Source organism: Methylotenera sp., from assembly GCF_029945535.1.
Lineage (GTDB): Bacteria > Pseudomonadota > Gammaproteobacteria > Burkholderiales > Methylophilaceae > Methylotenera.
Genome location: NZ_JAQSCU010000013.1, coordinates 306,602 through 331,255, shown reverse-complemented (window position 1 = coordinate 331,255; position 24,654 = coordinate 306,602). Strand labels below are relative to the sequence as shown.

The 24,654-nt window shown below is 43.3% G+C and carries 12 protein-coding genes; 5 read left to right on the top strand and 7 right to left on the bottom strand.

All coding sequences use genetic code 11. The features are described from left to right. Positions 1–41 precede the first annotated feature (41 nt). The 5 genes from PSU72_RS09350 to PSU72_RS09330 all read left to right on the top strand — a co-directional run bounded on the left by PSU72_RS09350 (position 42) and on the right by PSU72_RS09330 (position 7,691). Positions 42–908 (top strand): carbon-nitrogen hydrolase family protein, encoded by an 867-nt coding sequence (locus PSU72_RS09350; RefSeq protein WP_300432098.1) that lies wholly within the window; start codon positions 42–44, stop codon positions 906–908. 48 nt (positions 909–956) lie between these two features. Next, on the top strand, positions 957–2,435 hold the full coding sequence (gene tldD / locus PSU72_RS09345; protein WP_300432097.1) for a metalloprotease TldD: 1,479 nt from the start codon (positions 957–959) through the stop codon (positions 2,433–2,435). Positions 2,436–2,452: 17 nt separating this feature from the next. Beyond that, the gene (locus tag PSU72_RS09340; RefSeq protein ID WP_300432096.1) at positions 2,453–3,343 is read left to right on the top strand and encodes a Kdo hydroxylase family protein; all 891 of its coding nucleotides are present in this window, start codon (positions 2,453–2,455) and stop codon (positions 3,341–3,343) included. A 291-nt stretch (positions 3,344–3,634) separates the two neighbouring features. Next, positions 3,635–7,063, top strand: coding sequence for a transcription-repair coupling factor (mfd, locus tag PSU72_RS09335; protein ID WP_300432095.1), 3,429 nt, complete (start codon positions 3,635–3,637; stop codon positions 7,061–7,063). Between the two features lie 16 nt (positions 7,064–7,079). Then, on the top strand, positions 7,080–7,691 hold the full coding sequence (locus PSU72_RS09330; RefSeq protein WP_300432093.1) for a DedA family protein: 612 nt from the start codon (positions 7,080–7,082) through the stop codon (positions 7,689–7,691). Positions 7,692–8,093: 402 nt separating this feature from the next. On the opposite strand, the gene PSU72_RS09325 is transcribed toward PSU72_RS09330, so the two are convergent. From PSU72_RS09325 to PSU72_RS09295, 7 genes are all read right to left on the bottom strand, one after another. Then, positions 8,094–11,663, bottom strand: coding sequence for an exodeoxyribonuclease V subunit beta (locus PSU72_RS09325; protein ID WP_300432092.1), 3,570 nt, complete (start codon positions 11,661–11,663; stop codon positions 8,094–8,096). Beyond that, on the bottom strand, positions 11,660–14,461 hold the full coding sequence (locus PSU72_RS09320) for a PD-(D/E)XK nuclease family protein (protein WP_300432091.1): 2,802 nt from the start codon (positions 14,459–14,461) through the stop codon (positions 11,660–11,662). Before PSU72_RS09320 ends, PSU72_RS09325 begins: the two co-directional genes overlap by 4 nt. 112 nt (positions 14,462–14,573) lie before the next feature. After that, the gene (locus PSU72_RS09315) at positions 14,574–17,093 is read right to left on the bottom strand and encodes a methyl-accepting chemotaxis protein (RefSeq protein ID WP_300432090.1); all 2,520 of its coding nucleotides are present in this window, start codon (positions 17,091–17,093) and stop codon (positions 14,574–14,576) included. 35 nt (positions 17,094–17,128) lie between these two features. Next, positions 17,129–17,299: a hypothetical protein gene (locus PSU72_RS09310; protein WP_300432088.1), complete on the bottom strand. Its 171-nt coding sequence runs from the start codon at positions 17,297–17,299 to the stop codon at positions 17,129–17,131. Positions 17,300–17,492: 193 nt separating this feature from the next. Then, positions 17,493–20,123 carry a methyl-accepting chemotaxis protein gene (locus PSU72_RS09305; protein WP_300432087.1) on the bottom strand — a complete coding sequence of 877 codons (2,631 nt, stop codon included), beginning with the start codon at positions 20,121–20,123 and terminating at the stop codon, positions 17,493–17,495. 366 nt (positions 20,124–20,489) lie between these two features. Continuing rightward, a complete protein-coding gene (locus PSU72_RS09300) occupies positions 20,490–20,726 on the bottom strand; it encodes a hypothetical protein (protein ID WP_300432085.1) in 237 nt (78 codons plus the stop codon). Between the two features lie 402 nt (positions 20,727–21,128). Next, the gene (locus tag PSU72_RS09295; RefSeq protein ID WP_300432084.1) at positions 21,129–24,635 is read right to left on the bottom strand and encodes a PAS domain S-box protein; all 3,507 of its coding nucleotides are present in this window, start codon (positions 24,633–24,635) and stop codon (positions 21,129–21,131) included. Between the last annotated feature and the right edge of the window lie 19 nt (positions 24,636–24,654).

The following is a 24,654-nucleotide window of genomic DNA, read 5'->3' as shown; positions in this document are numbered from 1 at the left end:
AACTTAACAATCGCATTAATAACAAAACTTTTGGATTAATTATGGCTATTACCTCGCGCTTAAGAACCACCAAGGCAAAACCAAGCAGCTTGAATGCTGACAGCAACATCATCAAGATTGCCGCCATTCAAATGGCATCAGGCCCGCAAGTTTCGGCTAACCTAAATGAAGCAGAGCGTTTGATTGAAGTTGCGGCTAATCAGGGTGCAAAGCTGGTTGCGTTGCCAGAATATTTCGCCATTATGGGACTGAAAGAAACTGACAAAGTCGCAGTGCGAGAAGAAGAAGGCAAAGGTCCAATTCAAGCATTTTTAAGCAAAATGGCTAAAAAGCATAAAATTTGGTTAGTTGGCGGTTCAGTCCCACTCTCCAGCAATTTTCCTAATAAAGTTCGCAATAGCTGCTTGGTATATGACGATAAAGGTAAGCAGGTTGCACGCTACGATAAAATTCATTTGTTTGGCTTAGACTTAGGTAACGAGCATTATCACGAAGAAAAAACCATAGAATCTGGTAATGAGATTCAAGTCGTTGATACACCATTTGGTAAAATTGGCCTATCAATATGCTATGACTTGCGCTTTCCTGAACTTTACCGTGCCATGGGTGAAGTCAGTATGATTATTGTGCCAGCGGCGTTTACTGATACTACTGGCAGAGCGCATTGGGAAACCTTGATTCGTGCGCGCGCTATCGAAAACCTCTGTTATGTAGTAGCGCCAGCGCAAGGTGGTTATCATTTATCAGGGCGCGAAACACATGGTAACAGTATGATTGTTGACCCATGGGGCGTTATTTTAGACAGACTACCTCGTGGCTCTGGCGTTGTAATTGCTACGATGAACCCACAATACCAGGCCAGCTTGAGAAAAAGTTTACCTGCACTTAAACACCGTACTATTAAGTAAATCTTGTAAGTAAATAGAACGTAACCTATACAATCGGAATCACCATTGATGACCACTAAAGTCGACACATCAGCAAATTCACCTAAAATATTAGGCACGCATTTTGACCTAGCTACCGAGTCTTTACTTGCACCAGCTAGCTTAGATATTGCGAAGCTGCAAAATGTTTTAGGCGATATGATGTCGCACAAAATTGACTACGCTGACCTGTATTTTCAATACAGCCGCGCTGAGAGTTGGGGACTAGAAGAAGGCCAAGTTAAATCCGGCAACTTTTCTATCGACCAAGGTGTAGGCGTGCGCGCAGTCAGTGGTGAAAAAACCGCTTTTGCTTACTCTGACGACATTACTTTAAGCGCGCTTCAAGAAGCCGCCAAAGTGACCAAGGCAATTGCTAGCCTTGGTGGTGAGCAAACGGCCAACTCGGTAATAAAACGTCAAGCATCGCAACTCTACCTTCCACAAGATCCGATTGCATCGCTTTCAGCCGACGCTAAAGTAAAATTACTCGAGCGCTTAGAGACTATCGCAAGAAGTTTAGATTCTCGTATTTCACAAGTGACAGCCTCCATTGCTGGCGAATATGAAGTGGTCATGGTCGCACGCCACGATGGCGTGATGGCAGCTGATGTACGCCCTCTTGTGCGCCTTTCCATCAATGTAATTGCTGAGAGCAATGGTCGCCGTGAGCAAGGCTCTAGCGGTGGTGGCGGTCGCTTTGACTATAGTTATTTTACTGATGCCATTCTACAAGAATATGCGCAAAAAGCCGTGCATCAAGCCATTGTAAACTTGGATGCACGCCCTGCCCCAGCCGGCAGCATGACGGTAGTGTTAGGCGCAGGTTGGCCTGGCATTTTGCTACACGAAGCCATCGGTCACGGTTTAGAAGGCGACTTCAACCGCAAAGGCAGCTCGGCTTTTTCAAACATGATAGGTCAGCAAGTCGCGGCTAAAGGCATTACTATTGTGGATGATGGTACGATTGAAAATAGACGTGGCTCACTGAGCATGGATGATGAAGGTAACCAAACCAATAGAACGGTACTGATTGAAGATGGCATTTTGCGCGGTTATATACAAGATACACTCAATGCACGCCTCATGAATATGCCTGTGACAGGCAATGCACGCCGTGAGAGTTACGCACATATCCCCATGCCCCGCATGACTAACACCTATATGTTAAACGGTACATTACCACCAGAAGAAATCATCAAATCAGTCAAAAAAGGCTTGTACGCTGCAAACTTTGGCGGTGGTCAGGTAGACATCACCAGCGGTAAATTTGTATTCAGCGCAGCTGAAGCCTATATGATTGAAGACGGTAAAATCACTTACCCTGTAAAAGGGGCCACTTTGATTGGCAATGGCCCAGAAGTGTTAAAACGTGTCTCTATGATAGGTAACGATATGTCTTTAGACAGTGGCGTCGGCACTTGTGGCAAAGAAGGTCAAAGCGTGCCTGTTGGTGTAGGTCAACCTACCCTTAAAATTGATGCACTGACAGTAGGTGGAACGGCATAAACGCTAGGATTGAAGTAATGAATATCATCAAAACATTTGATTTTAATCAGTGGGACATCACGGTAAATTCCTCTGTGAGCGATGAAGTGATTGATGCCTTAGAGCATGGGCATGTGGTTGCGCTACCGCAACTCGAATTCAAGTTATTACCCGAAGAGCAGAAATTCCTCTCCACAGATTGGGCAGATAAAAAATCTAAGAATATCTCATTAAGGCCTCGCGCAGGAGTTTGTAGTGGGCTAAAAGGCGCAATAGGCAGCGAGGCCGACTTAGCGGCAATACAAGCGATGATACAGCGCTATGCAGATCAGTCACTACAGCTTATCTCGGCAATATTACCGAGTTATGTGCCAAACCTCACCGTTGCCAATACAAGCTTTAGACCACTTGAAGTGGAAACTCGTGCGAGTTCATACCGTAAAGATGATACTCGCTTACATTCAGATGCGTTTCCATCTAACCCTACACAAGGCACACGACTGCTCAGGGTGTTTAATAATGTCAATCCTAATGGCAAACCACGTGTTTGGCGGGTAGGCGAACCGTTTGATAAAATGGCAGAAGCCTATTTACCTAAAACCAAAGCATTGCTGCCTATGCAAGCTTGGTTAATGAAGCAGCTTCATATTACCAAAAGAACGCGTACCGAATACGACCATCGTATGCTGCAGTTGCACGACCAACTCAAAGCTGACATGCATTACCAACAGCATGCACCTCAGCAATCCGTCAACTTCATGCCAGGAACCACTTGGATTGTCTATTCTGACCAAGTGCTGCACGCTGCCATGGCTGGTCAATACATGATGGAACAAACATTCTCCCTACCCGTTAACGCACTTAAATGGCCAGAAACAGCACCGTTAAAAGTGTTAGAGAAAATGTTAAATAAACCTTTGGTTAGTTAAAATGTTTGTACAAAAAGTAAATGGTTCAATTTCAAACAAAAATGCTAAAAACAGTCATTCTGAGCTTAGCGAAGAATCCATCGACATAACAGGTTCCATGGATTCTTCGCTAAGCTCAGAATGACGAATTGAGTGTTTTTAGTATATAAGGTTACTTCGTGCAAAAGTCTCTAATTCAATATAAATCAACAAAAATACACCATTATTTAAGTGATTAACTGTAAGAAAAAACAGCTCACTATTGCCTGTGCCGTTATAATCTAGCCTTTCAAAACTTCATTAAATTTATTCATGTCGCAGACTTCACTGCTAGTTCCAAAATCAGGTCAATCTAACCGTGTTGAGCTTTCAACCAATGGCGAAGATGGACTAGCTTTAGCTGAGTTAGCGCTTAAAATTAAAAGTGCCACGCCCACAAAACCATTAGTGATTATTACTGCAAATGCGTTTGATGCGCAGCGGCTGCTTGAAGAAATTCCGTACTTTGCACCCTCCCTCACGGTTAATTTATTGCCTGATTGGGAAACGCTCCCCTACGATCAATTTTCACCACATCCTGATTTAATTTCTGATCGACTCACAACGCTTTACCAGATTAGCCAAAATTCATGTGACGTGATTATTGTGCCGTTATCAACCGCCTTAATTCGCCTGAGCCCCAAGGCTTACTTAAGTGCGAATACCTTTATGCTTAAAAAAGGTCAGATACTTGATACCGAAGCATTACGACGCCAATGTGCTGAAGCGGGCTACCATCATGTGAGCCAAGTGATTTCGCATGGTGAGTTTAGTGTACGTGGCGGTTTAGTCGATTTATTTCCTATGGGTTCAGCGCTACCTTATCGTATTGATTTATTTGATAACGAAATTGAAACCATACGCACGTTTGATGTAGACACACAGCGCAGCCTTTATCCAGTGCCAGAAATTCGACTATTACCTGCACGTGAGTTTCCACTAGATGAAGCGGGTGTCGCGCTATTTCGTGGCCAGTTTAGAGAAGCCTTTGAAGGCGACCCACAACGCGCCAAGATTTATAAAGATGTCAGCAAAGGCATAGCTTCTGGCGGTATTGAATGGTATTTACCGCTATTTTTTGAACAAACAGCGACCCTCCTCGACTACCTGCCAACGGATTGCGTGCTTTGTTTGCATGGCGATTTAGACCATAGCGCGCAACAGTTTTGGCGCGAGGCGCAATCTCGTTACCGCACATTGGCACATGACGCAGAACGTCCGTTATTAACACCTGAAACGTTGCTGATTAAAACAGAAGACTTCTTCAGCGCCACACACCAATTTACACGTATTTTATTAAACACTAATAGCAAATCAACTGGCTTGCCTGCACTGGATATTGAACGCCGTGCTGAGGCGCCTTTGCATAAGCTACAAAGTTACATCAGTGATTTTTCTGGTCGTATTTTAATTGCTGCAGAAAGCCTAGGCCGCAGAGAAACCATTTCGCAGTTATTTGCTGAACATGGTTTACAACCAGCCTTAATTGAAACATGGGCGGAGTTCGTCGATTCTAAAGAAAAAGTAATGCTAGGCGTTTCACCGCTGCATCATGGTTTTTGCTTAGAAAATAAAACAGTCAACGAATCAATCGCAGTGATTACTGAAGCTGAACTGTATGCCGCCACAGTTCGCCAACAACGTCGTAGAGAAAAAGAAAAAGCCCGTAGCACTGAAGGCATGCTCAAAGATTTATCTGAGCTACGCATGGACGACCCGGTGGTGCATGAGCAGCATGGCGTTGGCCGTTACAAAGGCTTGGTAAATATTGATTTTGGTGAAGGTGAAACTGAGCTTTTGCTATTGGAATATTTTGGTGACGATAAACTGTATGTACCAGTTTCACAGCTTTTCTTAATTTCACGTTATTCTGGTGGACCACCTGAATCTGCACCCTTGCATCGTTTAGGTAGCGGCAATTGGGAAAAAGCCAAGAAAAAAGCACTTAAACAAATTCGTGATACTGCTGCTGAATTACTCAATTTATACGCTCAGCGTGCATCACGTCGTGGTCATGCATTCACCTTAAGCTTGCACGATTATGAAACCTTCTGTGAAGGTTTTCCATTTGAAGAAACGCCAGACCAATTAGAAGCCATAGAAAACGTTATCAAAGACATGCAATCTGGTCGCCCGATGGATAGACTGGTCTGTGGCGATGTAGGCTTTGGTAAAACTGAAGTTGCGCTACGTGCGGCTTTTGTAGCGGTGATGGGCGGCCGTCAAGTCGCCGTGCTAGTACCAACCACGCTATTAGCCGAGCAACATTTCAATAACTTTAAAGATCGCTTTGCTGAATGGCCGATTAAAATTGCTGAAATCTCGCGCTTTAGAACTGCCAAAGAACAAAAAGAAGCTTTGGCTGGCTTAGAAGCTGGGCAAATTGACATTATTATCGGTACGCATCGCTTGATTCAAAAAGATGTGAAGTTTAAGAATTTAGGTCTAGTGGTGTTAGATGAAGAGCACCGTTTCGGAGTGCGCCAAAAAGAGCAGTTAAAAGCCTTACGTGCTGAAGTCGATATACTCACGCTAACAGCCACACCGATTCCACGTACCTTAAGCATGGCAATGGAAGGCTTGCGCGAGTTTTCAATTATCACCACGCCACCGCAAAAACGTTTGAGCATTAAAACATTCCATACCGATTATTCTGAAGGCATCATTCGCGAAGCCGTCATGCGTGAATTTAAGCGTGGTGGTCAGGTTTATTTCTTACATAATGAAGTGGATACCATCCACTCCATGCGCGAAAAGCTTGAACGCATTGTGCCCGATGCTCGCATCGCTGTCGCACATGGCCAGCTACGTGAGCGCGAGCTAGAACATGTCATGCGTGACTTTTATAATCAACGTTACAACCTATTGCTTTGTACGACCATTATTGAAACTGGTATTGATGTGCCAACGGCCAATACTATTATTCTAAATAAAGCCGATATGTTTGGCTTAGCGCAAATGCACCAGCTACGTGGCCGCGTAGGTCGCTCGCATCACCAAGCTTATGCTTACTTGCTCACAGATCCAGATCGTAAAATCACCGTGCAAGCGCAAAAACGCTTAGATGCGATTCAACTGATGGAAGATCTAGGTGCTGGATTCCACCTTGCCATGCACGACTTAGAAATTCGCGGCGCAGGGGAATTATTAGGTGACAGCCAAAGTGGTGAAATGCAGGAAATTGGCTTTCATTTGTATTCTGATATGCTCAACTATGCAGTGAAGCAACTCAAAGCGGGCAAAGAGCCTGATTTAAATGCACCGCTAGGTGTCACGACTGAAATCAATTTACATACGCCCGCGCTGCTACCCACCAAATATTGCCCAGATGTGCATGAGCGCTTGGTCATTTATAAACGCCTAGCTAACTGCATAAATGACGATGATTTAGACAATATGCAAGAAGAGCTGATCGACCGCTTTGGCTTACTGCCAGAGCAAGGCGAAGCACTCATCGCCTGCCATAGATTACGAATAGCAGCTAAAGCGATTGGCATCATTAAAATTGACGCCAGTTCTGAAGCTATTCAGCTACAATTTAACCCCAAAGCAGATATTGACCCAACCAAGTTGATTGCCTTATTACAGCGTGACCGCCGCTGTCGCATGAATGGCCCTGATAAGTTAAGAGTGACGATAGGGTTAGAAGACCTGAACCTAAGAACTGATTTTGTGAAAACGTTACTCAAAGAATTTATATAAGAAAGTAGTTAATACCATGCTAGAAAAACTAATCGCGTTTATTGCCACATGGATTATGAGTGTCATCTCTACGATGGGCTACGGCGGCATCGTACTGCTCATGGCGATTGAATCTGCCTGTATTCCACTACCGTCAGAAATCATCATGCCATTTGCTGGTTTTTTGGTTTACAAAGGTGAAATGGTATTGTGGCTAGTAGCATTAGCTGGCGCAATTGGCTGTGTAGTAGGTTCAATTCCAGCCTACTACGTAGGTATGTTTGGTGGTCGCCCACTCGCGGAGAGATACGGAAAGTATATTTTACTGTCTAAACAAGATTTGGATTTGGCCGATCGTTTATTTGCGAAGCACGGTGAAATTATTATTCTCATTGCCCGCATGTTGCCTGCGATACGCACATTCATTGCCTTCCCCGCTGGTGTAGTGCGTATGAATATGTCTAAATTCATTATTTACACTTTTGTAGGCTCGTTCATTTGGTGCTGGCTATTAGCCTACGCAGGCATGAAATTTGGTCAAAACTGGGAAAGTCTAAAAGTATACTTTCATGAGTTTCATTATGTGATTGCTGCCGCTGGCTTATTGTTCGTGGTTTGGTATGTGCGACGTCATTTTAAGCAAAACTGATAGAATCAAACCTTACGTCCATACATACTTCATCGCCCTTTTATCCCCTGCTACCGCGCCTGTTCTGCTCAGTTTCATGGGAGTTTTCGGCAAGCGACTGTTTGAACCCAATTGATTTTATTAGGTGAGTTTCCGATTGCCACCCATGAAATTGAGCAGAATAGGAAACAAGCGGGAGGGGGTGCTTTTCGCAACCGACTTAGTGCTTTAGCACTTAGCGAGGTTGGGGATGCCACCTGCCGGTATTCTTTGGTTACTTACTTTTGAGCAAGCAAAAGTAAGTAACTCGCCTAGAGGCGAAATAAACTGTGTACTAATCAGATAGGTGTGTTCTTGATCCTGAGCTAGCAGCTAGCAGATGGCATCATTTACCACGTGGGGTTTAAACCCCACCCTACAAACTTATAACTCCACCAATTTACCCACATTCAAAAACAGCACCGCCTTTTTAATAGGCAAATTTTCATGACTAAACAAGCCTGCATAACGCTCTAATTGCGGACGATGCTGCTCAGCCAGCAGACTTAAGTCATCTGCTGTATTTTTCACCTCATTCAAAGTCGTCAATTTATAATCCACAATCCATCGTACGCCGTTCTCAACAAAAGTACGATCTAACACATGGTTCTTAACACCATCCTCTTGTGTCTGTAACAAACTTAACTCACTGACAGCATACGTATGGTTTTGCAAAACCCATTGTCCGGCTTCACTTGCTAAGGTGGTTTGCAAAGCTGCTAACACTTGCACTGCACCCTGATCAGCTAATTGCTTAGCATGCCCTTGTTGCGCCAGCCACTTTTGCATAGCTGGCTGGCATTGTTGTAAGCGTTGGGTTGTCCAAGTTTGCAAATCTGTTTTTGCGAACAGTTCCATGTATAGATGCGCGAGTGTGCCACAGTGTTTTTGGAAATCAATTTCACGAGAACGCTCACTTGAGAAATCACCTAAAACGTCAGGTTGTTCATTCATTTGTAGGTCGGGCTTTAGCCCGTCATGTCGGGCTAAGCCAGTACTTGGCTTCCCCACAGAATATAGTCGTTCAAAATCAAACTCCTTATTCTGAGTGAAACCCCGACCTACAATATCATCACCAGTAAGAGTTGAGTTGGAAATCTGTATAAAATGTTCACTAGGCAAGCGTTGTAATTGCGGTTTGAATTGATTTATATCTAGCGTTGCAGATGCATTAACATTTTGCGTAATAGGTATCGCTTGGGCAAAATCTGCCTCTACCGCAGGCCATAATGCTTGTAGCAAGGAATTTGCTGTAGGTTTAACTTCACCTTCTTTATTGGCTTGTAAGCTAGCAATCAAATGTAGCTGCCTATGCGCACGCGTTGCAGCTACATACAGCAAGCGTACCAGCTCATTATCTGCGCGCGTTTTTTCTAGATTTTTAAGAAAATCATATACGTCAGCGCCTGTATTATTTTTAGTATTACTTTTAGCAACAGCTTTACTTTTTAATGGCGCAACAATTAAGTGTAAATGGTTATCCACCATCACTTCTTGCCATAGCACCAACTCATTATCGCCGTTTCTAGGTTGACGATTTAACGCTGGCAATATCACAGCATCAAACTCCAAACCTTTTGATTTATGAATCGTTAAAAACTGCACACTGCCATCAGCTTCAATATCTGGCTTTGCGTAAAGCTTTTGCATTCCTAATTCTAGTGAGGCAATATCTAAATGCCCGCTACGACCGGTTTTTTCGACCAAATCAAAGAACACCTGCACATCACGGTTATCACCCGCATCGACCAAGCATTTGCCGCCGCCTAATTGCAGCCAGGTACTTTCTAACCAACGACGTAACGGCATGCGACCTTGCCCATTAAATGCAGCGGTTAACACGGCATTAACGTGCGCTAAGCGTAATTGACCATCTTCACTCAAGCGGCTTAATCTCGCCTTATCCTGCATTAATTGCCAGATAGTCGCACGATGGTTATCCCCTGCCAGCGCATGCAAATCCGCTAACGTTAATCCACACCAAGGCGCGCGTAACACATTGAGCCAGTGCGTTCTATCGGCACGATGATGCAGTGCGCAGACTAAGGACAATGCATCTTGCACGGTTTGCCGTTCATTCAGGTGTTCAATCTCAACTGCTTGAAATTTCAGTGCTGGGTGATTACGTCTAATTTCAGAAACAAGCTCTTTTAAATGGCTGCGACTTCTGACTAAAACGGCAATATTATGATTAGCGCTATTCTCAGAACGAAGTTTGACGATTAAATCCGCCACATAGCTCGCTTCAATCTGCTTAAGGTCAGCTTTTGGGCTATCCTCTTGACCTGCCTCCTCTAAAATCAACGGATGTAAAGTCACGCCCTCGCCCACTATAGTGGGTCGCGTAGCTGTAAACTTTCTGTAGCTAATGGCACCTTGGTTGATATTATCGTTCGCAGGAAAAATCTGCTTAAATGCATTATTAATCCAATCAACTACGGCAGGGTGCGAGCGATTATTACGGCTTAGTTGCAATCGTGTCAGCGGCAAATGACCGATACCAAACTCGCTAGCTTGCAGAAACAAGCTCACATCTGCCTTACGAAAACGGTAGATGGACTGCATAGGGTCGCCTACGCAAAATAGCGTGCGCCCATCACCAGATTCTGAATCTTGGCTCTGCCAGCCCTCGATAAGTTTTTCGATTAAACGCGTTTGTACTGGGCTGGTATCTTGAAACTCATCGATTAACAAATGTGAGATTTTATAGTCAAGTTTAAGCGCTAAATCAGTCGCGCCCTGCTCGTTTTCTAGCGCCAGTTGTGCACTTTGCGCAATGGCAACGAAATCCACTTCGCCAGCCGCCTGAAAGGCTATCCATAAATGCCGCTCAGCCAATATCAGTAATCTTGTGAGCGCTTTAATAATCTCTTGATTCTCAGCAATATTGACTAAAGCAGGCAAATCGAGCACGCTTGCAATAACTAGGCTACTTTCTAAACTATTCACTATTTCAGAGTAAGCCTCTTTGTAAGTCTTACCTTCAGGCGTCGCTGGAAAACCCATGTTTTTATTCAGGCTCTTGCGAAACGTTCGCTCAGACTTGGTGACAAGAAAATTCGCCAGTGCTTGCCATTCTGGTAAGCATTCAGCCTCTGCGGTGAGTGGTTGCTGCCAATCTCGCAAAGGTGCAATTTCAGCATCTGGCTCTAAATTACTCGCAGCGTATCTGGCAATCGGCATGAATAACCTTTGCACTCTAGATGTTAAGGTATTGAGCACCGCTTGTAAGTTCTCAGCAATTAAATGTTGCAGCGCAACTGTTGTATTCTGAGAAACTTCTTCAATGTCTTTGCTATGCAAATCAACCGCATGTGGCAGCCATTGATCGCGTCTTGCCAACATTTTTGCCAGCAACTCAGCGAGCTTTTCACTATTGTTATCTAAGTAGCTTAAAGCAATGGTGACCGTATCATCTGGCTTAGTTTCATGCACGATATGGGCTATCGCACGTCGTGACGCTTCTATGTAGTGGCTATCAATATCGTCACTCACGGCAGGTTGACCGCCAAACTTACTGAGCAACGGCATTTGCCGCGTTAAGCTGCTGCACAAAGCGTCTATGGTTAAAATGCGCAGCCTGCTTGGCTGGTTAATAATATCCCATGACTTTGCATTGGATTGTAATAACGCAGCATTGGCTAATTCACGTGTTTTTAATTTGTGGGCTGCGGCTTCAACCGTTTGATTTTGCGCATTTTCTAGGCTGAGCAAAATACGGTTACGCATTTCAGCCGCCGCTTTATTGGTAAAGGTCAGCGCGATGATTTCTTCTGGCTCGTTAACGGTAGCCAGTAATTTCAAATAACGCTGCGTGAGCAACTCAGTTTTGCCTGCACCAGCAGGTGCTTCGACAATAAAAGAAGCGAGTTCTAATGCACGAACACGGTTTAAAGTGTCCATTTCATTTAAATCTAAAGCGCTTAAATCTGGAGCTTTTACAGCTAGCATCATGCATCACCGCCATTTCTTAACGCTACTTGCATGTGCTCAAATTGCAATAAACGTTCAGGTAAGCGCAACAGCGGCTTCACATCGCAATAAACCAAATCTGCTTCATTGCTCATGGTCACCTCTGCAATCCCTGCTTTGATTTCTTGTGCGATATTAGTCAAACTTGTGTACCAATGCTCTAACAAAGCATCCCAATCACCAAAGCCATAAAATGCTGAATTCTCTCGCACTTTACCTAAGGCAGTCACTTTGGGCAGCACATCTTGTTCAGCAGACAAGCCTATAAACTTGGTTTCATCACTACGTACTTTGGCAAAACTTACTGCAACAACCTGCTCATACTTGAGCGCCAGCACGACATAAATAGGCAACTGCGGTTCAGCGATGCGGTCTTCAGCCCAGCTTGAATTGCTAACTGCTGCACTAGTTTTGTAGTCAATGACCACTAATCCGCCTTCTGCGAGCTTATCAATACGGTCTATGCTTAAATTAAGCTTTAAACCTTCTACATCTAACTCAAACTTTTTCTCACATGCATCGACTACAAAATCTGCGCGTTCTAACTCTAATGCCAGCCACGCTTGCATGAGCTGGTGAAGTCTATTTCTTTCAATTTGTAAGACTTGTGGTGGAATGTGGTAACTAATCTCATCACTCAAAGCTTGTATGCTTTTTTCAATTGCCGTATCGATTTTTTCGCTTAATAAGGGCTGAGATAAGGCTTTTAGATTGCTTAGTGTTTCGCAATCCAGCCAAAAAAGTTGTAGTACTTTATGCAGTAAACTACCGCGTGACATTGTATCTAAGCCATCCACTGGTGTTTCCAGCTTTGCTGCACCAAGCCGATATTGATAAAAAGCCCATGCTGGACATTTGGCTTGGGCGGCAAATAAATTTACGCCGCCTCGCACACTTTCATCTGGCAAAACTGCGGGGGCGATAAAATCACCAAGCAGCTCTAAGCTTGCAGGCTGCGCTAAGCGCTCTGCAAGGGTTTGAATGGGTATCATATTTTGTAGGTCGGGCTTTAGCCCGACATGACGGGCTAAAGCCCGACCTACAATGTCTGCTGATTCTGCTTGAATTTCCAACAATGGCGATGGGCGCAACTCTCGCTCATCTTCTTTTGTTGCATATGAAAAAATCACCTCTGGTGCGCATGTCATCAAACGTTGATGTACCAATGACGCAAATTGGCTTTGTACTGCAGCGCTGGCATTCGGTGTGCCGCGATTTCTTTGCAAATCGGCAGGTAGCAGCGGATTGAGTTTTACCGCTGGCGGCCAATGCTGGTCATTCATATTCAGCGCCCAAACGGCATCTAATTGCACAGCAGGTGTTTCTAAAAGCCCAAGAATTTGAATACTAATATCACCTTTAGCTTCGGCCTGAAACATAGTGGCGTTACAAAGCTCAGTGATTTTTTGCACGGCAACGCTTGCAGAAATATTGCCAAATATCGCATCTAAGCTACTTAACTCTTTTAAACACTTCAAAAAAGCTTGCTGTGTTTGAAACTCATGGCTAGAAAGCGAACGCGTTTTTGCCCAATGCAACTCGTCTAATAATTGTACAAAAGCCGCCACCCAAGCTGATAGTACTTGGCGTTGCTTGCTTTGCTGATTTTGAAATCTTGAAATTTGCGTTAAGTTTTCTAGCAGCTCAGTTAATGGCGTGCCATTGGTTAGCAGTTTACTTGCCTGCTTGATGAGTGATTCTAAGTGATAACTAGCATTCATATTTCTGCGCAGGTGCGCATCCAACTGCGCTCTGGCATCTAACTCTTGCTGACTACCCCAATACACATCTTGCAAAAGTGGTGTGACTTCATCAAAAATCAAATCTGCTTTGCTCGCAGCTAGCCTCAAAAGCTGCAATGCACTTTGCACGATAGCGTATTCTGTGAGCGCTAAACCCAATGAAAAGTCGTAGCAGCGTGGAGTTTCATATAAGCTGGAATGTAAAGTTTCGGGGTGAAATGTATCATCGAGTAAATCAGCCAATTCACGGCGAATACTGCCCAATGCGGGACTAATAATCGCTAGTTGCGCCTTAGGATTTTCTGCTAGTTTTTGCTGTGCCCACGCCACGGCAGCGCGACATTCACTATTCGCATCAACCGCTGCAAAGTGTTTAATCTCAGTATGGCTGTGCGTATTCACTGCCATCATTTCAACTTGTACACCACAGTTTTTTAGCAGATCAAATAACCGTGCCTCTAATGGTGTAACGCGGTCAAAACCGGCTAGCTGAATGCGCTTTGGCAATGCTAACTCACGGATAATTTGTTGTTGAAACTGTGCAAATAACGCTATCTGTAATGAAGTTAATCGTGCAGATTCGACAGCATTTTGCTTGGCACAAAAATCCTCAAACGTATGTCGCCAGCGCAAAAATTGGCGGGTTTCTTGCGTGATAAAATCATGATTAATATCAGCCTCAAGTAGTTGCCAATTGAGCATTAGATTATTCGCTTCAATCGCAGATTTTGCCATCGAGCGTATATCAAACAATGCGGCCGCTTCATGCTTAGCAAGACAAGTTTCAATGGCTTGCTCCCACAAATAGGTTTCTGCAATGGTGCTCAATGTCAGCGCGGGTAAGGCGTCGCTAGGTAGAAAACCCAGTAAACTTGCATGGTTTATCAATTCATCTAACCACTGCTGTAGCGTATAAGCTTGTGCTGACTGCCACTGCGTAGCACCACTTTTAAGCTGTTGTTGCTGGTGCTGAGCAAGCACACCGCGAACAAGACGCGCAGTCGCACAGATGGTAATGGTATGAGGTGTTAAAGGCATGCCATGATTGTAGCGTTTAGTCGAGATTCATAGCGGCAAATCTTGATAAATTTCATAAAAAAAGGTCGCATTTGCGACCTTTTTTACTTAGTTATCAATATAAAACTCTTATTTAAAACTCTTCCCACTCGCTGTCATGCGTACCCGTTTTGACGGCTCTTACTGTAGATTCTTTTTTATCAGACCTTGTTTGAATACTACTGATGTGTCTTTTGGGTGATGCAGAACCTTTATGTACTGTTTTTTGAGTACCGCTATCTAACTGGAACACACTCACTACCGCGGTCATTTCTTCAGACTGCTCCATGAGAGATTCAGCTGCTGCTGCTGCCTCCTCCACCAAGGCGGTATTTTGCTGTGTCACATCGTCCATCTTCATAATCGCTTCATTAATCTGTGCAATGCCTGTGCTTTGCTCGGTTGAAGCAGCGGCAATCTCACCGATAATATCGGTCACGCGTTTAACTGAGCTAACAATCTCTTGCATGGTTTCGCCAGCCATTTCAACTTGTCTCGTACCTTCTGCCGTTTTGCTCACAGAATCTGAAATAAGCTCTTTAATCTCTTTTGCAGCACTGGCAGAACGTTGTGCCAAGTTGCGTACTTCTGCTGCCACTACCGCAAAGCCGCGACCTTGCTCACCTGCCCTAGCCGCTTCAACTGCGGCATTAAGTGCAAGAATATTGGTTTGGAAAGCGATACCGTCAATCACAGAAATAATATCTTCAATCTTTTTAGCGCTGGAGTTAATCGCACTCATCGTACTCACCACGTCGCCCACGGCATCGCCACCTTTAACGGCCACGCCAGAGGCTGCAATGGCCAACTGATTCGCTTGTTTGGCGTTATCCGCATTCTGTTTAACGGTAGATGAAAGTTGATCCATACTTGATGCAGTGCGCTCTAAACTAGCGGCTTGGTCTTCCGTACGACGTGATAAATCTGCGTTACCTTGTGCAATTTCTTTAGCCGCGGTATTAATCGCTTCTGCAGATTGTTTAACCGTGACGATTGGTTTAACAATCATCTCTAATGTTTCGTTCATGCCTTCTACAATTTTACGATAATCGCCAGAGTGTTTTTCAAGGTCAGCACGTACCATCACGCGACCTTCACGTGCGGCATCTGCTAGCATTTGCGCATCCTCATTCAAGGCTTTCAGATTAGTACGTACTTGCTCAATTGCCTCGTTAACAAAGACTTTTTTACCTGGGAAAGTTTCTAGCGGTGCATCAAAATTCCCTTCACCAAACTCTTTAACGCAAGCTAATGCTTTTTCAGTCAACTCTAATTGACCACCTACAATTTTATTTACAGAAGAGGCGATTTCACTAAAGCCTCCTTTAAACATATGTGCGTGCAAGCTCATGTCGATATTGCCTTGTTCATGCTCAGCAGTCACCCATTTCACTGAATCTACAATGCCTTTAAGCTTGGCATTTAACCTGTCTAAGTTTTTATTGATTTCGGCTTTTTTACCAGGGAATTGTTGCAATTTAACTTCAAAATCACCATCGCCAAGTGCGCGTATCAGTTGAATCATTTGGTCTTTTTCTTGCACATGACCACCCACCATCGCGTTTACACCATTGGCCATCTCATGATAGGTGCCGATGAATTTTTCTTCTTCCATCCTCACATCAATATCACCTGCATCATGCGCAACAGCCATGACATTCATGTCAGCCACAAAATTCTTAATGTTGCTGCGCACTTGCTCAACAGTCTCGTTTATATAAGACTGTTTGCCTGAAAACTGCGCTAATGGCGCATCGAAATTACCTTCACCAAAAGCTTTGACTACCGACATTGCTTGACGATTTAAATCAATATGCCCAGCCACCATTGCATTTACGCCCTGAGCAACCTCTTTAAAAGAGCCACTAAATGCGCTGGTATTAACCACTTCATCAATATGACCTTTGTCGTGCTCAGCACTCATATGTTGCATGTTATTCACTAAAGCACTTAAATTATTCACCATCTCTTTTAACGCGACGTTGACGCTACCAGTATCGCCAGCTTGAGTTTGTATTTGTACTGTTAGATCACCATTCGCCACTCTGCGCGCCATTTCCATCACCACTTTTGGCTCACCACCTATCATATTGGCTTCATTACGAAGGTTAATCGCCATTAGAATCAACAATGCAGCTTCAAAAACAACAGATAGCGCATGAATAATCAACACGTTAAGATTAGGGCCCAACGCAAAAATATAGAAGCCTGTATTACCCGCCTGCAGAAAATTGAATGCGACATGGTGAACGGCGATGACTACCGCAGCCGCTAGAATTGGCTTCCAATCACGATAATAGAGCAAGAATGCTAGCAAAATAAATATCGCAAAGTGCGCCTCTAGCATGCCATGCGTCTGCTGAATAGCTAATGCAGAGAACACCATGAATGCAATACCTACACTGATGCGCGTTTGAACGCTACCCGGCATTATTCGAATTAACAGCCAAGGCAAAATGGCCGCGGGTAGCCCGACAGCCAGTGCCTCAAACCACGTACCATTGGCGGCGGCAATTCCCATGCTCACCAAAAGCAGTAATGCCAGAGTTAATCCCATCAAACGATCAGCCTTTACAGCCTGAGGATCTATTAGTGCTAGCGTATTATTTTTCATGTTCATTCCAATGTCTTAAGCTAAAAATTATCAAATCAAAGTGCTACTTGGCACACTGATGCGTTTTTACTTACCTGTTCGTGAAAGTGCCAAAGCATCAACGTGCTGTATACCAACCATGTGCCGAGTAATATCCACGCGAGTTGCGAAGCATTAAAAGCACTCACATTTTTTTCTATCAAGCTTTCTTTAGGATTTTTTTTCATTTAACCCACCTATTACTTATGCTGAAAATTTAGTATTACTACTCAAAACCACTTACCAGCTTTTGTAGTCTTGGGTTTTAACCCCACGTGCTTCAATATTTCAAGGTAGGTGACGCGTGGGTTCAAGAACCCACGCTACTTTTCTAACGAACTCACTGGCATTGCGAACTAATTCACAATGCCAGCGTGCATCTTAAAACTCTTCCCACTCGTTATCATCAGTGCCTGTTTTAGTCGCTGCTTTAGGGGCTGGTCTGCTTGCTACAGCGTGAATCTTTTTGACAGGCGCTCTCATCGTGGTATTCGCTGCACGTCGGTTATCTCTTGAGCTACTGCCATTATTCAGTTTGAACACACTGACCACATCGGCAAGTTGTATTGCTTGTTCTACTAGGCTTTCAGCTGCAGCTGCCGCTTGTTCTACTAAGGCGGCATTTTGCTGGGTGGTTTCGTCCATGCTGGTGACCGCGGCGTTGACTTGGTCGATACCTGCGCTTTGCTCGCTTGAGGCGGCTGTAATTTCACCCATTATGTCTGTCACTCGTTGTACAGAGGCGACTATCTCTTGCATGGTTTTACCGGCTTGTTCTACTTGTGCTGTGCCTTCAGCGGTTTTGCTGACTGAGTCTGAAATCAATTCTTTAATTTCTTTGGCTGCACTGGCTGAGCGTTGCGCTAGGTTGCGTACTTCGCCTGCGACTACGGCAAAGCCTCGGCCTTGTTCGCCTGCTCTGGCGGCTTCTACAGCGGCATTGAGTGCAAGGATGTTGGTTTGGAAGGCGATACCGTCAATGACGGAGATGATGTCTTCAATCTTTTTGGCACTGCTGTTGATGGCGCTCATGGTGCTGACGACTTGACCTACGACTTCACCACCTTTTACAGCGACGCCTGATGCGGCGACGGCTAGCTGATTGGCTTGTTTGGCATTTTCTGCATTGTTTTTAACGGTTGAGGCGAGTTGTTCCATACTAGCCGCGGTTTCTTCTAGGCTAGAGGCTTGTTGTTCGGTACGTTGTGAGAGGTCATTGTTACCAGTGGCAATTTCATTGGCTGCAGTGGTAATGGTTTCTATGGCTTCTTTGACCGCGATAATTGGGGTGACGATGGTTTCTAAAGTAGCGTTAAAACCTTCAATCACTTTGCGGAAGTCACCCTGATGTTGCGTTGCATCAGCACGTTCAGTTATTCGACCATCTGCTGAAGCTTCAGACAACATATTCACATCTCGACTTAACGCTAGTAGATTGCTACGCACTTGCTCAATCGCCTTGTTAATGAATGCTTTTTTGCCTGGTAATTGCGCTAATTGCAACTCAAAATTGCCATGACCAAATCCTTCTACAACTTCGATTGCTTTCTTATTCATATCAATATGACCAGCAACCATGCTGTTTAAGCCATGCGCCATGGCTTTATAAGTACCTTTGAATTTAGCCTCGTCCATTTGAATATCAGTATCACCAGCATCATGTGCTGACGACATAGCATTCATATCAGTCACAAACGTTTTAATATTGCTGCGCGTACTTTCAATAGCATCATTAATAAATGCTTTTTTACCGGCTAATTTTTCTAATGAAACTTCAAAGTTACCTTCACCAAAACCTTGTACAACCGCAATCGCTTTGGTGTTCATGTCTACATGACCATTGACCATGGCGTTTAAGCCCTGTGCCATTTCGCGATAAGTACCAATGAATTTCTCTTCTTGCATTCTTACATCAATATCACCCGCATCATGTGCAGCTGACATGCTATTCATTTCAGCCACAAAGTTTTTAATGTTGCTACGAACCTGCTCGACCGTTTCATTAATAAAAGCTTTCTTACCTGTAAATTTTTCTAATGGCGCATCAAAATTACCCTCACCAAAAGCTTTCACAACCGCCATTGCTTTTTTATTTAAATCAATGTGACCTGCCACCATCTTGTTCACACCAGCCGCCATATCTGCGTAACCACCTTTAAAGCGACTGACGTCTACATCAACATCAATATCGCCAGCATCATGCTGCGCGCTAACATATTGCAATGATTGCACAATGCCATCTAATGTCTTTTGTAATGTCTTGATTGAGTAAGCAACGCTCGATTTATCATCTTCAGCCACAATGATTTTTTGAGTTAAATTACCATCCGCAAAATTCTTGGCTAAAAAAGCCAAATCCGCGGGGTCATTACCCAACTGCTTCATTAAACTTCTTGTAATGTACAAGCCAAGTACAACAACTATTAACAAAACTAAGCTTGACATGATTAAAGACTCAAACACTGTCGCGTTTTTAATTGAAGCGGCTTTTTCAGCACTATCAGTGCCTAATTTAACGTTGTATTGACGGTGATTGCTAATGGCTTTTTGTACACCAGAAATAGCATCTCCACCTGCTAACAAAGTGGTACGCGCATCATTTTTCTTATTAGCTAAAGACGTTGTTAGTACTTGGCCACCCATCTCATCAAACGCAGTCAGCGCAGCGCGATCTGCCGCTACTAAGTTAGCATCGGTTTTATCGCTAACCATAGTCTTTTCATACTTGTCTAGATTGTCGGTGAGCGCTTTATGCGCAGCTGCTACCTTACCTTCAATATCTACCATTTTGGCATTATCTGTACTAGCCATATGCTGCCAAATTAAGCCGTTCATTTTTTCAAAATCCGCTAATGCTTCATCTAACAATTGCACGCTAGGTACAGAGTTAGTATTGGCAAAGTTGGTGATTTCATACACCTTGTTAACTTTATATAAGCCAATAACAGCCAACGACACTAATCCTAAAGCCGCAGCTAGAATCAACAGGTACATTTTTTTTGCCATACTCATTTTATTACTCCAATTTATTTAGCTGTTTATAACGTGGATTCACCAGTGTTTTTCAAAACTAACCTCAGCATTTAAAAACCACTTAAACGCCTACCTAATGCCATTACCTTAATATTTACGTCAGCTTTACCTAAAGCTTGAATACAATTTCCATATAGTGATTTTGCTCTGCAGTAGTCATATTTGAATTGTCAAATAAAGCAATAAATGCACATCATTTTTAAGGTTTAGCCTGTTTGGTTTAGTCATAGCTGATGCGTTAAAAGTAGCCACTGAAACGACAAAGCCCTCGGGAAGTGATTCAGAGGGCTTTGTGTTGATGATGCTAAATAAACTTAGCCTGGTTTGGTTTGGTTTACGTTGATGTTACTTTGTAGCCACTTTTTTAGCTGAAGCATCATCTTTTTCATTTGCAGCTTCTTTACGCTTAGTAGAATCTGCTACCGCATCACCTTTCATATGTGCTGCTGTTGCTTCTGGGCTGCCTTCTTCAAAACAAATACGTCCCATCATTGAAACTTTACATACCTCTGCTGCGTATAAATTAAGTGAAGCTACTGTTAATAAAGTGGTTGCTAAGGTTGTAATTACTAGTTTTTTCATATGTTAATCCATTTCTATAAATTTCATTTTTGCCGTTCATAACACCTCAACACGGCAAAGAGGCGGGAGGTTATGCTAGGAACAATAATCGCAAAGCCTCATGTGTGTTATTACGGCGTTTCTTTTTAAAACTTTAGAAAATATTGAAAATAATTTGTAAAAATTTATAGATATTCATACATAACTTTAAACATAACTTTTTTATCAAAAAATTCAATTTTTGTAGCGTGAGGTTTAACCCCACGCGTTGAATACTTCAAGGTTGGTGACGCGTGGTTTCAAGAGCTCACCCTACCTTAGCTTTTTAAATTTCGAGTAAATATTGAAAATAACTATTTAATGAATAGTCACAAAAAATAGCAACGAAAGGTGCTGTTTTTTTACTACATTGCTATGTCAGCACTAAAACTCTGCCCACTCGTTATCATCTGTGCCAGTTTTAGCTAATACCTTATTAGATGCTGTCCTTGCGGCAGGCTTAGGTTTAGTATGGTTTGAAGCTAAACGTAACGGTGCTCGGCTTTTATTCATACCAGAAGATGATGGAGAGCCGCCCATTAATTTGAACGCACTCACCACATCAATTAAACTTTCGGCTTGCTCAACAAGGGATTCAGCAGCAGCAGCAGCTTCTTCAACTAATGCCGCATTCTGTTGTGTGACTTCATCCATGCTGGTTACAGCGGTATTCACTTGGTCGATGCCTGCGCTTTGTTCTACTGAAGCAGCAGTAATTTCCCCCATGATGCCAGTCACGCGTTGCACTGATGACACAATTTCCTGCATGGTTTTACCAGCTTGTTCAACTTGACTTGTACCTTCTGCTGTTTTGCTCACTGAGTCAGAAATTAACTCTTTAATCTCTTTAGCTGCGGTGGCAGAGCGTTGCGCTAGGTTACGCACTTCACCTGCAACAACTGCAAAACCACGGCCTTGTTCGCCTGCTCTGGCTGCTTCTACCGCGGCATTCAATGCAAGTATGTTGGTTTGGAAGGCAATACCGTCAATGACTGAAATAATGTCTTCAATCTTTTTTGCACTGCTGTTAATGGCACTCATGGTATTAACCACTTGAGAAACTACTTCACCTCCTTTTACTGCAACACCTGAGGCTGCAACTGCAAGCTGATTGGCTTGTTTAGCATTTTCAGCATTATTTTTAACGGCTGATGCTAGCTGTTCCATACTTGCAGCAGTTTCTTCTAGGCTAGAGGCTTGTTGTTCGGTACGTTGTGATAAGTCATTATTACCAGAGGAGATTTCACCTGCTGCGGTGTTAATGGTTTCGCCTGCTTCACGCACTTGTACAATCACTTCGGTCATTTTGTCCATGAGGGCATTCACGCCGTCACATAGGCTGGCAATAGCGCCAGTTTTGCCTTCTAGCGACACGCGGCTACTTAAATCACCTACTTTCGCGCCTTCAATGATGACTTGAGTTTCTTCCACGGCTTCATCCAAAATCGTCGCGCTGTTACGTTGCTCGGTAATATCTGTGGCATATTTCACCACTTTGAATGGCTTCCCATTCATATCTGCAATTGGGTTGTAAATGGCTTGCAACCAAACTGTAGCACCCCCTTTACCAATACGTTTGAATTGGCCAACTTGCTCCTCACCACGACCTAAGGCATCCCAAAAAGCTTTATATTCATGGCTGTTACGGTAAGCAGGTTCTACAAACATGCTGTGATGTTTGCCTACGATTTCTTTTTCGGAATATCCAGATACACCTGCAAATATGTCATTCACTGACAGCACTTTACCTGTTAAATCAAACTCAATCACACCTTGTGTTTTATGTATGCCTCCGATTTGGCCAGCATTATCAGCCGTTTGTAATTTAGCTGCGGTAATATCCATGGTGTAATTCACGATTTTGAAAGGCTTACCTTTTAAATCTAAAACTGGGTTGTAAGAAGCTTGAATCCATACTTCACGACCATCTTTGGTAATACGTTTGTGTTCGCCAGAATCAGTTTCTCCATTTACCAACTTACCCCACAAGGTTTTATAAGCCTCACTCTTAGCAAAAGTTGGGTCTAACACCATGCTGGCATGATTACCAAGCAGTTCTTTTTCTGTATAGCCGAGCATATCTAAATACACTTGGTTAACCTTAAGCACAATGCCATCTAAACTTACCTCAATCACGCCTTGAGATTTACCAATCGCGGCCATTTGACCTTCAAAGTCAGCATTTTTAAGTTTTTGCTCGGTAATGTCGGCTGCATATTTCACCACTTTATAGAGTTTGCCAGCAGCACATAAAATTGGGTTGTAGGTAGCTTCTAACCAGATTTCTTTACCCCCTTTACCTAGGCGTAGAAACTGAGATGTAATAGACTCGCCGCTATTAAGTTTGTCCCAAAATGCCTTGTATTCAGCGCTTGTTTTGTATGCTGGTTCAACAAAAGTACTGTGATGTTGGCCAATAACCTCTTCACGACTATAACCCAATACTTTCAAGAAAATATCATTGGCAGCAATCACATTCCCATCCATACTAAATTCAATCACACCGGTTGATTTATTAATCGCCGCGAGTTGATTTTCATATTGCGTAGATTGCTCTAAAGTATGTCTAGCTGACTCTTTTAGCATATGCTCATTCACACTTAGCATGGTTTGCATAGTTTTTAATGCCTGCAGCACTTTACCCAACTCATTATCACCGTCTACGTCAATCGCAGTAAGGTAGTTTCCTGAAACAATTTGACTAAAAGCACCTACAGACTTGTCTAAAGGCTTGGTGATTGAACGTGACACATACCATCCAATTAACATTAAAAGTGCTGTAATAAGGCCTAAGCCTGCAAATGTGAGTAACTGGATATTTTTATAATGTGCTTGTGCTGAGTCAAACTCTTTTTTAGCTACATCATTTTGCAATCTAAGTAACAGATCAACTACTGGAGCCGTGTTGTTAAATAAGCCTTGGGCAATATCCGCATATTTTGTTGCTTCGTCATAATTATTTGCTCGGAGCGCTAGTATGGCTGGCTTTAAGCCTTGTTTAACAAACTTGCCACGGCTTTCAGAAAAATTAGTTGCCAGTACTTTTTCTTCTGGCGTCAAATACGTCGCCATGTAAGCTTTCCATATGCCAGTAATAGTTTCAATATTTTTATCAATCGCATCGGCGGCTTTTATTGCCTCTTCAGGTTTTAATACCAATACGGATTTTTTAGCAACCGTACTAATTTCTACGTTACTAAGCGCAGTTCTCAACGAGGTGTTATTTTCCAGCATCAATTTAACGATTTGGCTTAAATCTCTGGTGGGGATTAAACGGTCTTCTTGTACTGTTTTAATGGCTTTATTTGATACGCTTATTTCATACAGACCAATTGCAGCTTGCACTACTAAAGCGGCTACTCCCAACAAGATGATGCCAGCCAATCGCTGACCTACTTGAATGTTCTGTATCTTATTTTTGAGTGGACTGAGTATGGATTTTTTAACGACTCTGCCATGCACAATACTTAAACCTGCAGCGTTACCATCTTTAAATAAGCGATATGCAGCTGCTGCCTCTTCCACTTGTTGGCGGCTAGGTTTCCTGCGCACAGATAGAAAGGCAGTCACAATTCCGCTTTCAAAAACAGGTGTTTCGTTAGCTTCTACCCAATAAAAATCACCCGCTTTGGTACGGTTTTTCACCATGCCTGTCCAAGGCTTACCCGCTTTAAGGTCATTCCACATGTCCTCAAATGCCTCTACTGGCATATCAGGATGGCGCACCATATTATGGTTGCTGCCTACAAGCTCAGCCTCACTAAAACCGCTGACATTGATAAAGTCTTTATTAGCGTAAGTAATTACGCCTTTTAGGTCTGTTTTAGTCAACATAAACTGTGAATCATCAAAAGTGATTTCGTTATTTGTGACTGGCATATTGATTTTCATGATGGGCTTCCCTCTAACT

What these genes read in the sequence shown, in the direction of transcription:
- PSU72_RS09340 (WP_300432096.1), top strand. Translation starts at nt 2,453, where the DNA reads ATGAATATCATCAAAACATTTGATTTTAATCAGTGGGACATCACGGTA.
- tldD (WP_300432097.1), top strand. Translation starts at nt 957, where the DNA reads ATGACCACTAAAGTCGACACATCAGCAAATTCACCTAAAATATTAGGC.
- PSU72_RS09310 (WP_300432088.1), bottom strand. Translation starts at nt 17,299, where the DNA reads ATGAAAAAAAATCCTAAAGAAAGCTTGATAGAAAAAAATGTGAGTGCT.
- PSU72_RS09300 (WP_300432085.1), bottom strand. Translation starts at nt 20,726, where the DNA reads ATGAAAAAACTAGTAATTACAACCTTAGCAACCACTTTATTAACAGTA.
- PSU72_RS09320 (WP_300432091.1), bottom strand. Translation starts at nt 14,461, where the DNA reads ATGCCTTTAACACCTCATACCATTACCATCTGTGCGACTGCGCGTCTT.
- PSU72_RS09330 (WP_300432093.1), top strand. Translation starts at nt 7,080, where the DNA reads ATGCTAGAAAAACTAATCGCGTTTATTGCCACATGGATTATGAGTGTC.
- PSU72_RS09350 (WP_300432098.1), top strand. Translation starts at nt 42, where the DNA reads ATGGCTATTACCTCGCGCTTAAGAACCACCAAGGCAAAACCAAGCAGC.
- PSU72_RS09305 (WP_300432087.1), bottom strand. Translation starts at nt 20,123, where the DNA reads ATGAGTATGGCAAAAAAAATGTACCTGTTGATTCTAGCTGCGGCTTTA.
- PSU72_RS09315 (WP_300432090.1), bottom strand. Translation starts at nt 17,093, where the DNA reads ATGAAAAATAATACGCTAGCACTAATAGATCCTCAGGCTGTAAAGGCT.
- PSU72_RS09295 (WP_300432084.1), bottom strand. Translation starts at nt 24,635, where the DNA reads ATGAAAATCAATATGCCAGTCACAAATAACGAAATCACTTTTGATGAT.
- PSU72_RS09325 (WP_300432092.1), bottom strand. Translation starts at nt 11,663, where the DNA reads ATGATGCTAGCTGTAAAAGCTCCAGATTTAAGCGCTTTAGATTTAAAT.
- mfd (WP_300432095.1), top strand. Translation starts at nt 3,635, where the DNA reads ATGTCGCAGACTTCACTGCTAGTTCCAAAATCAGGTCAATCTAACCGT.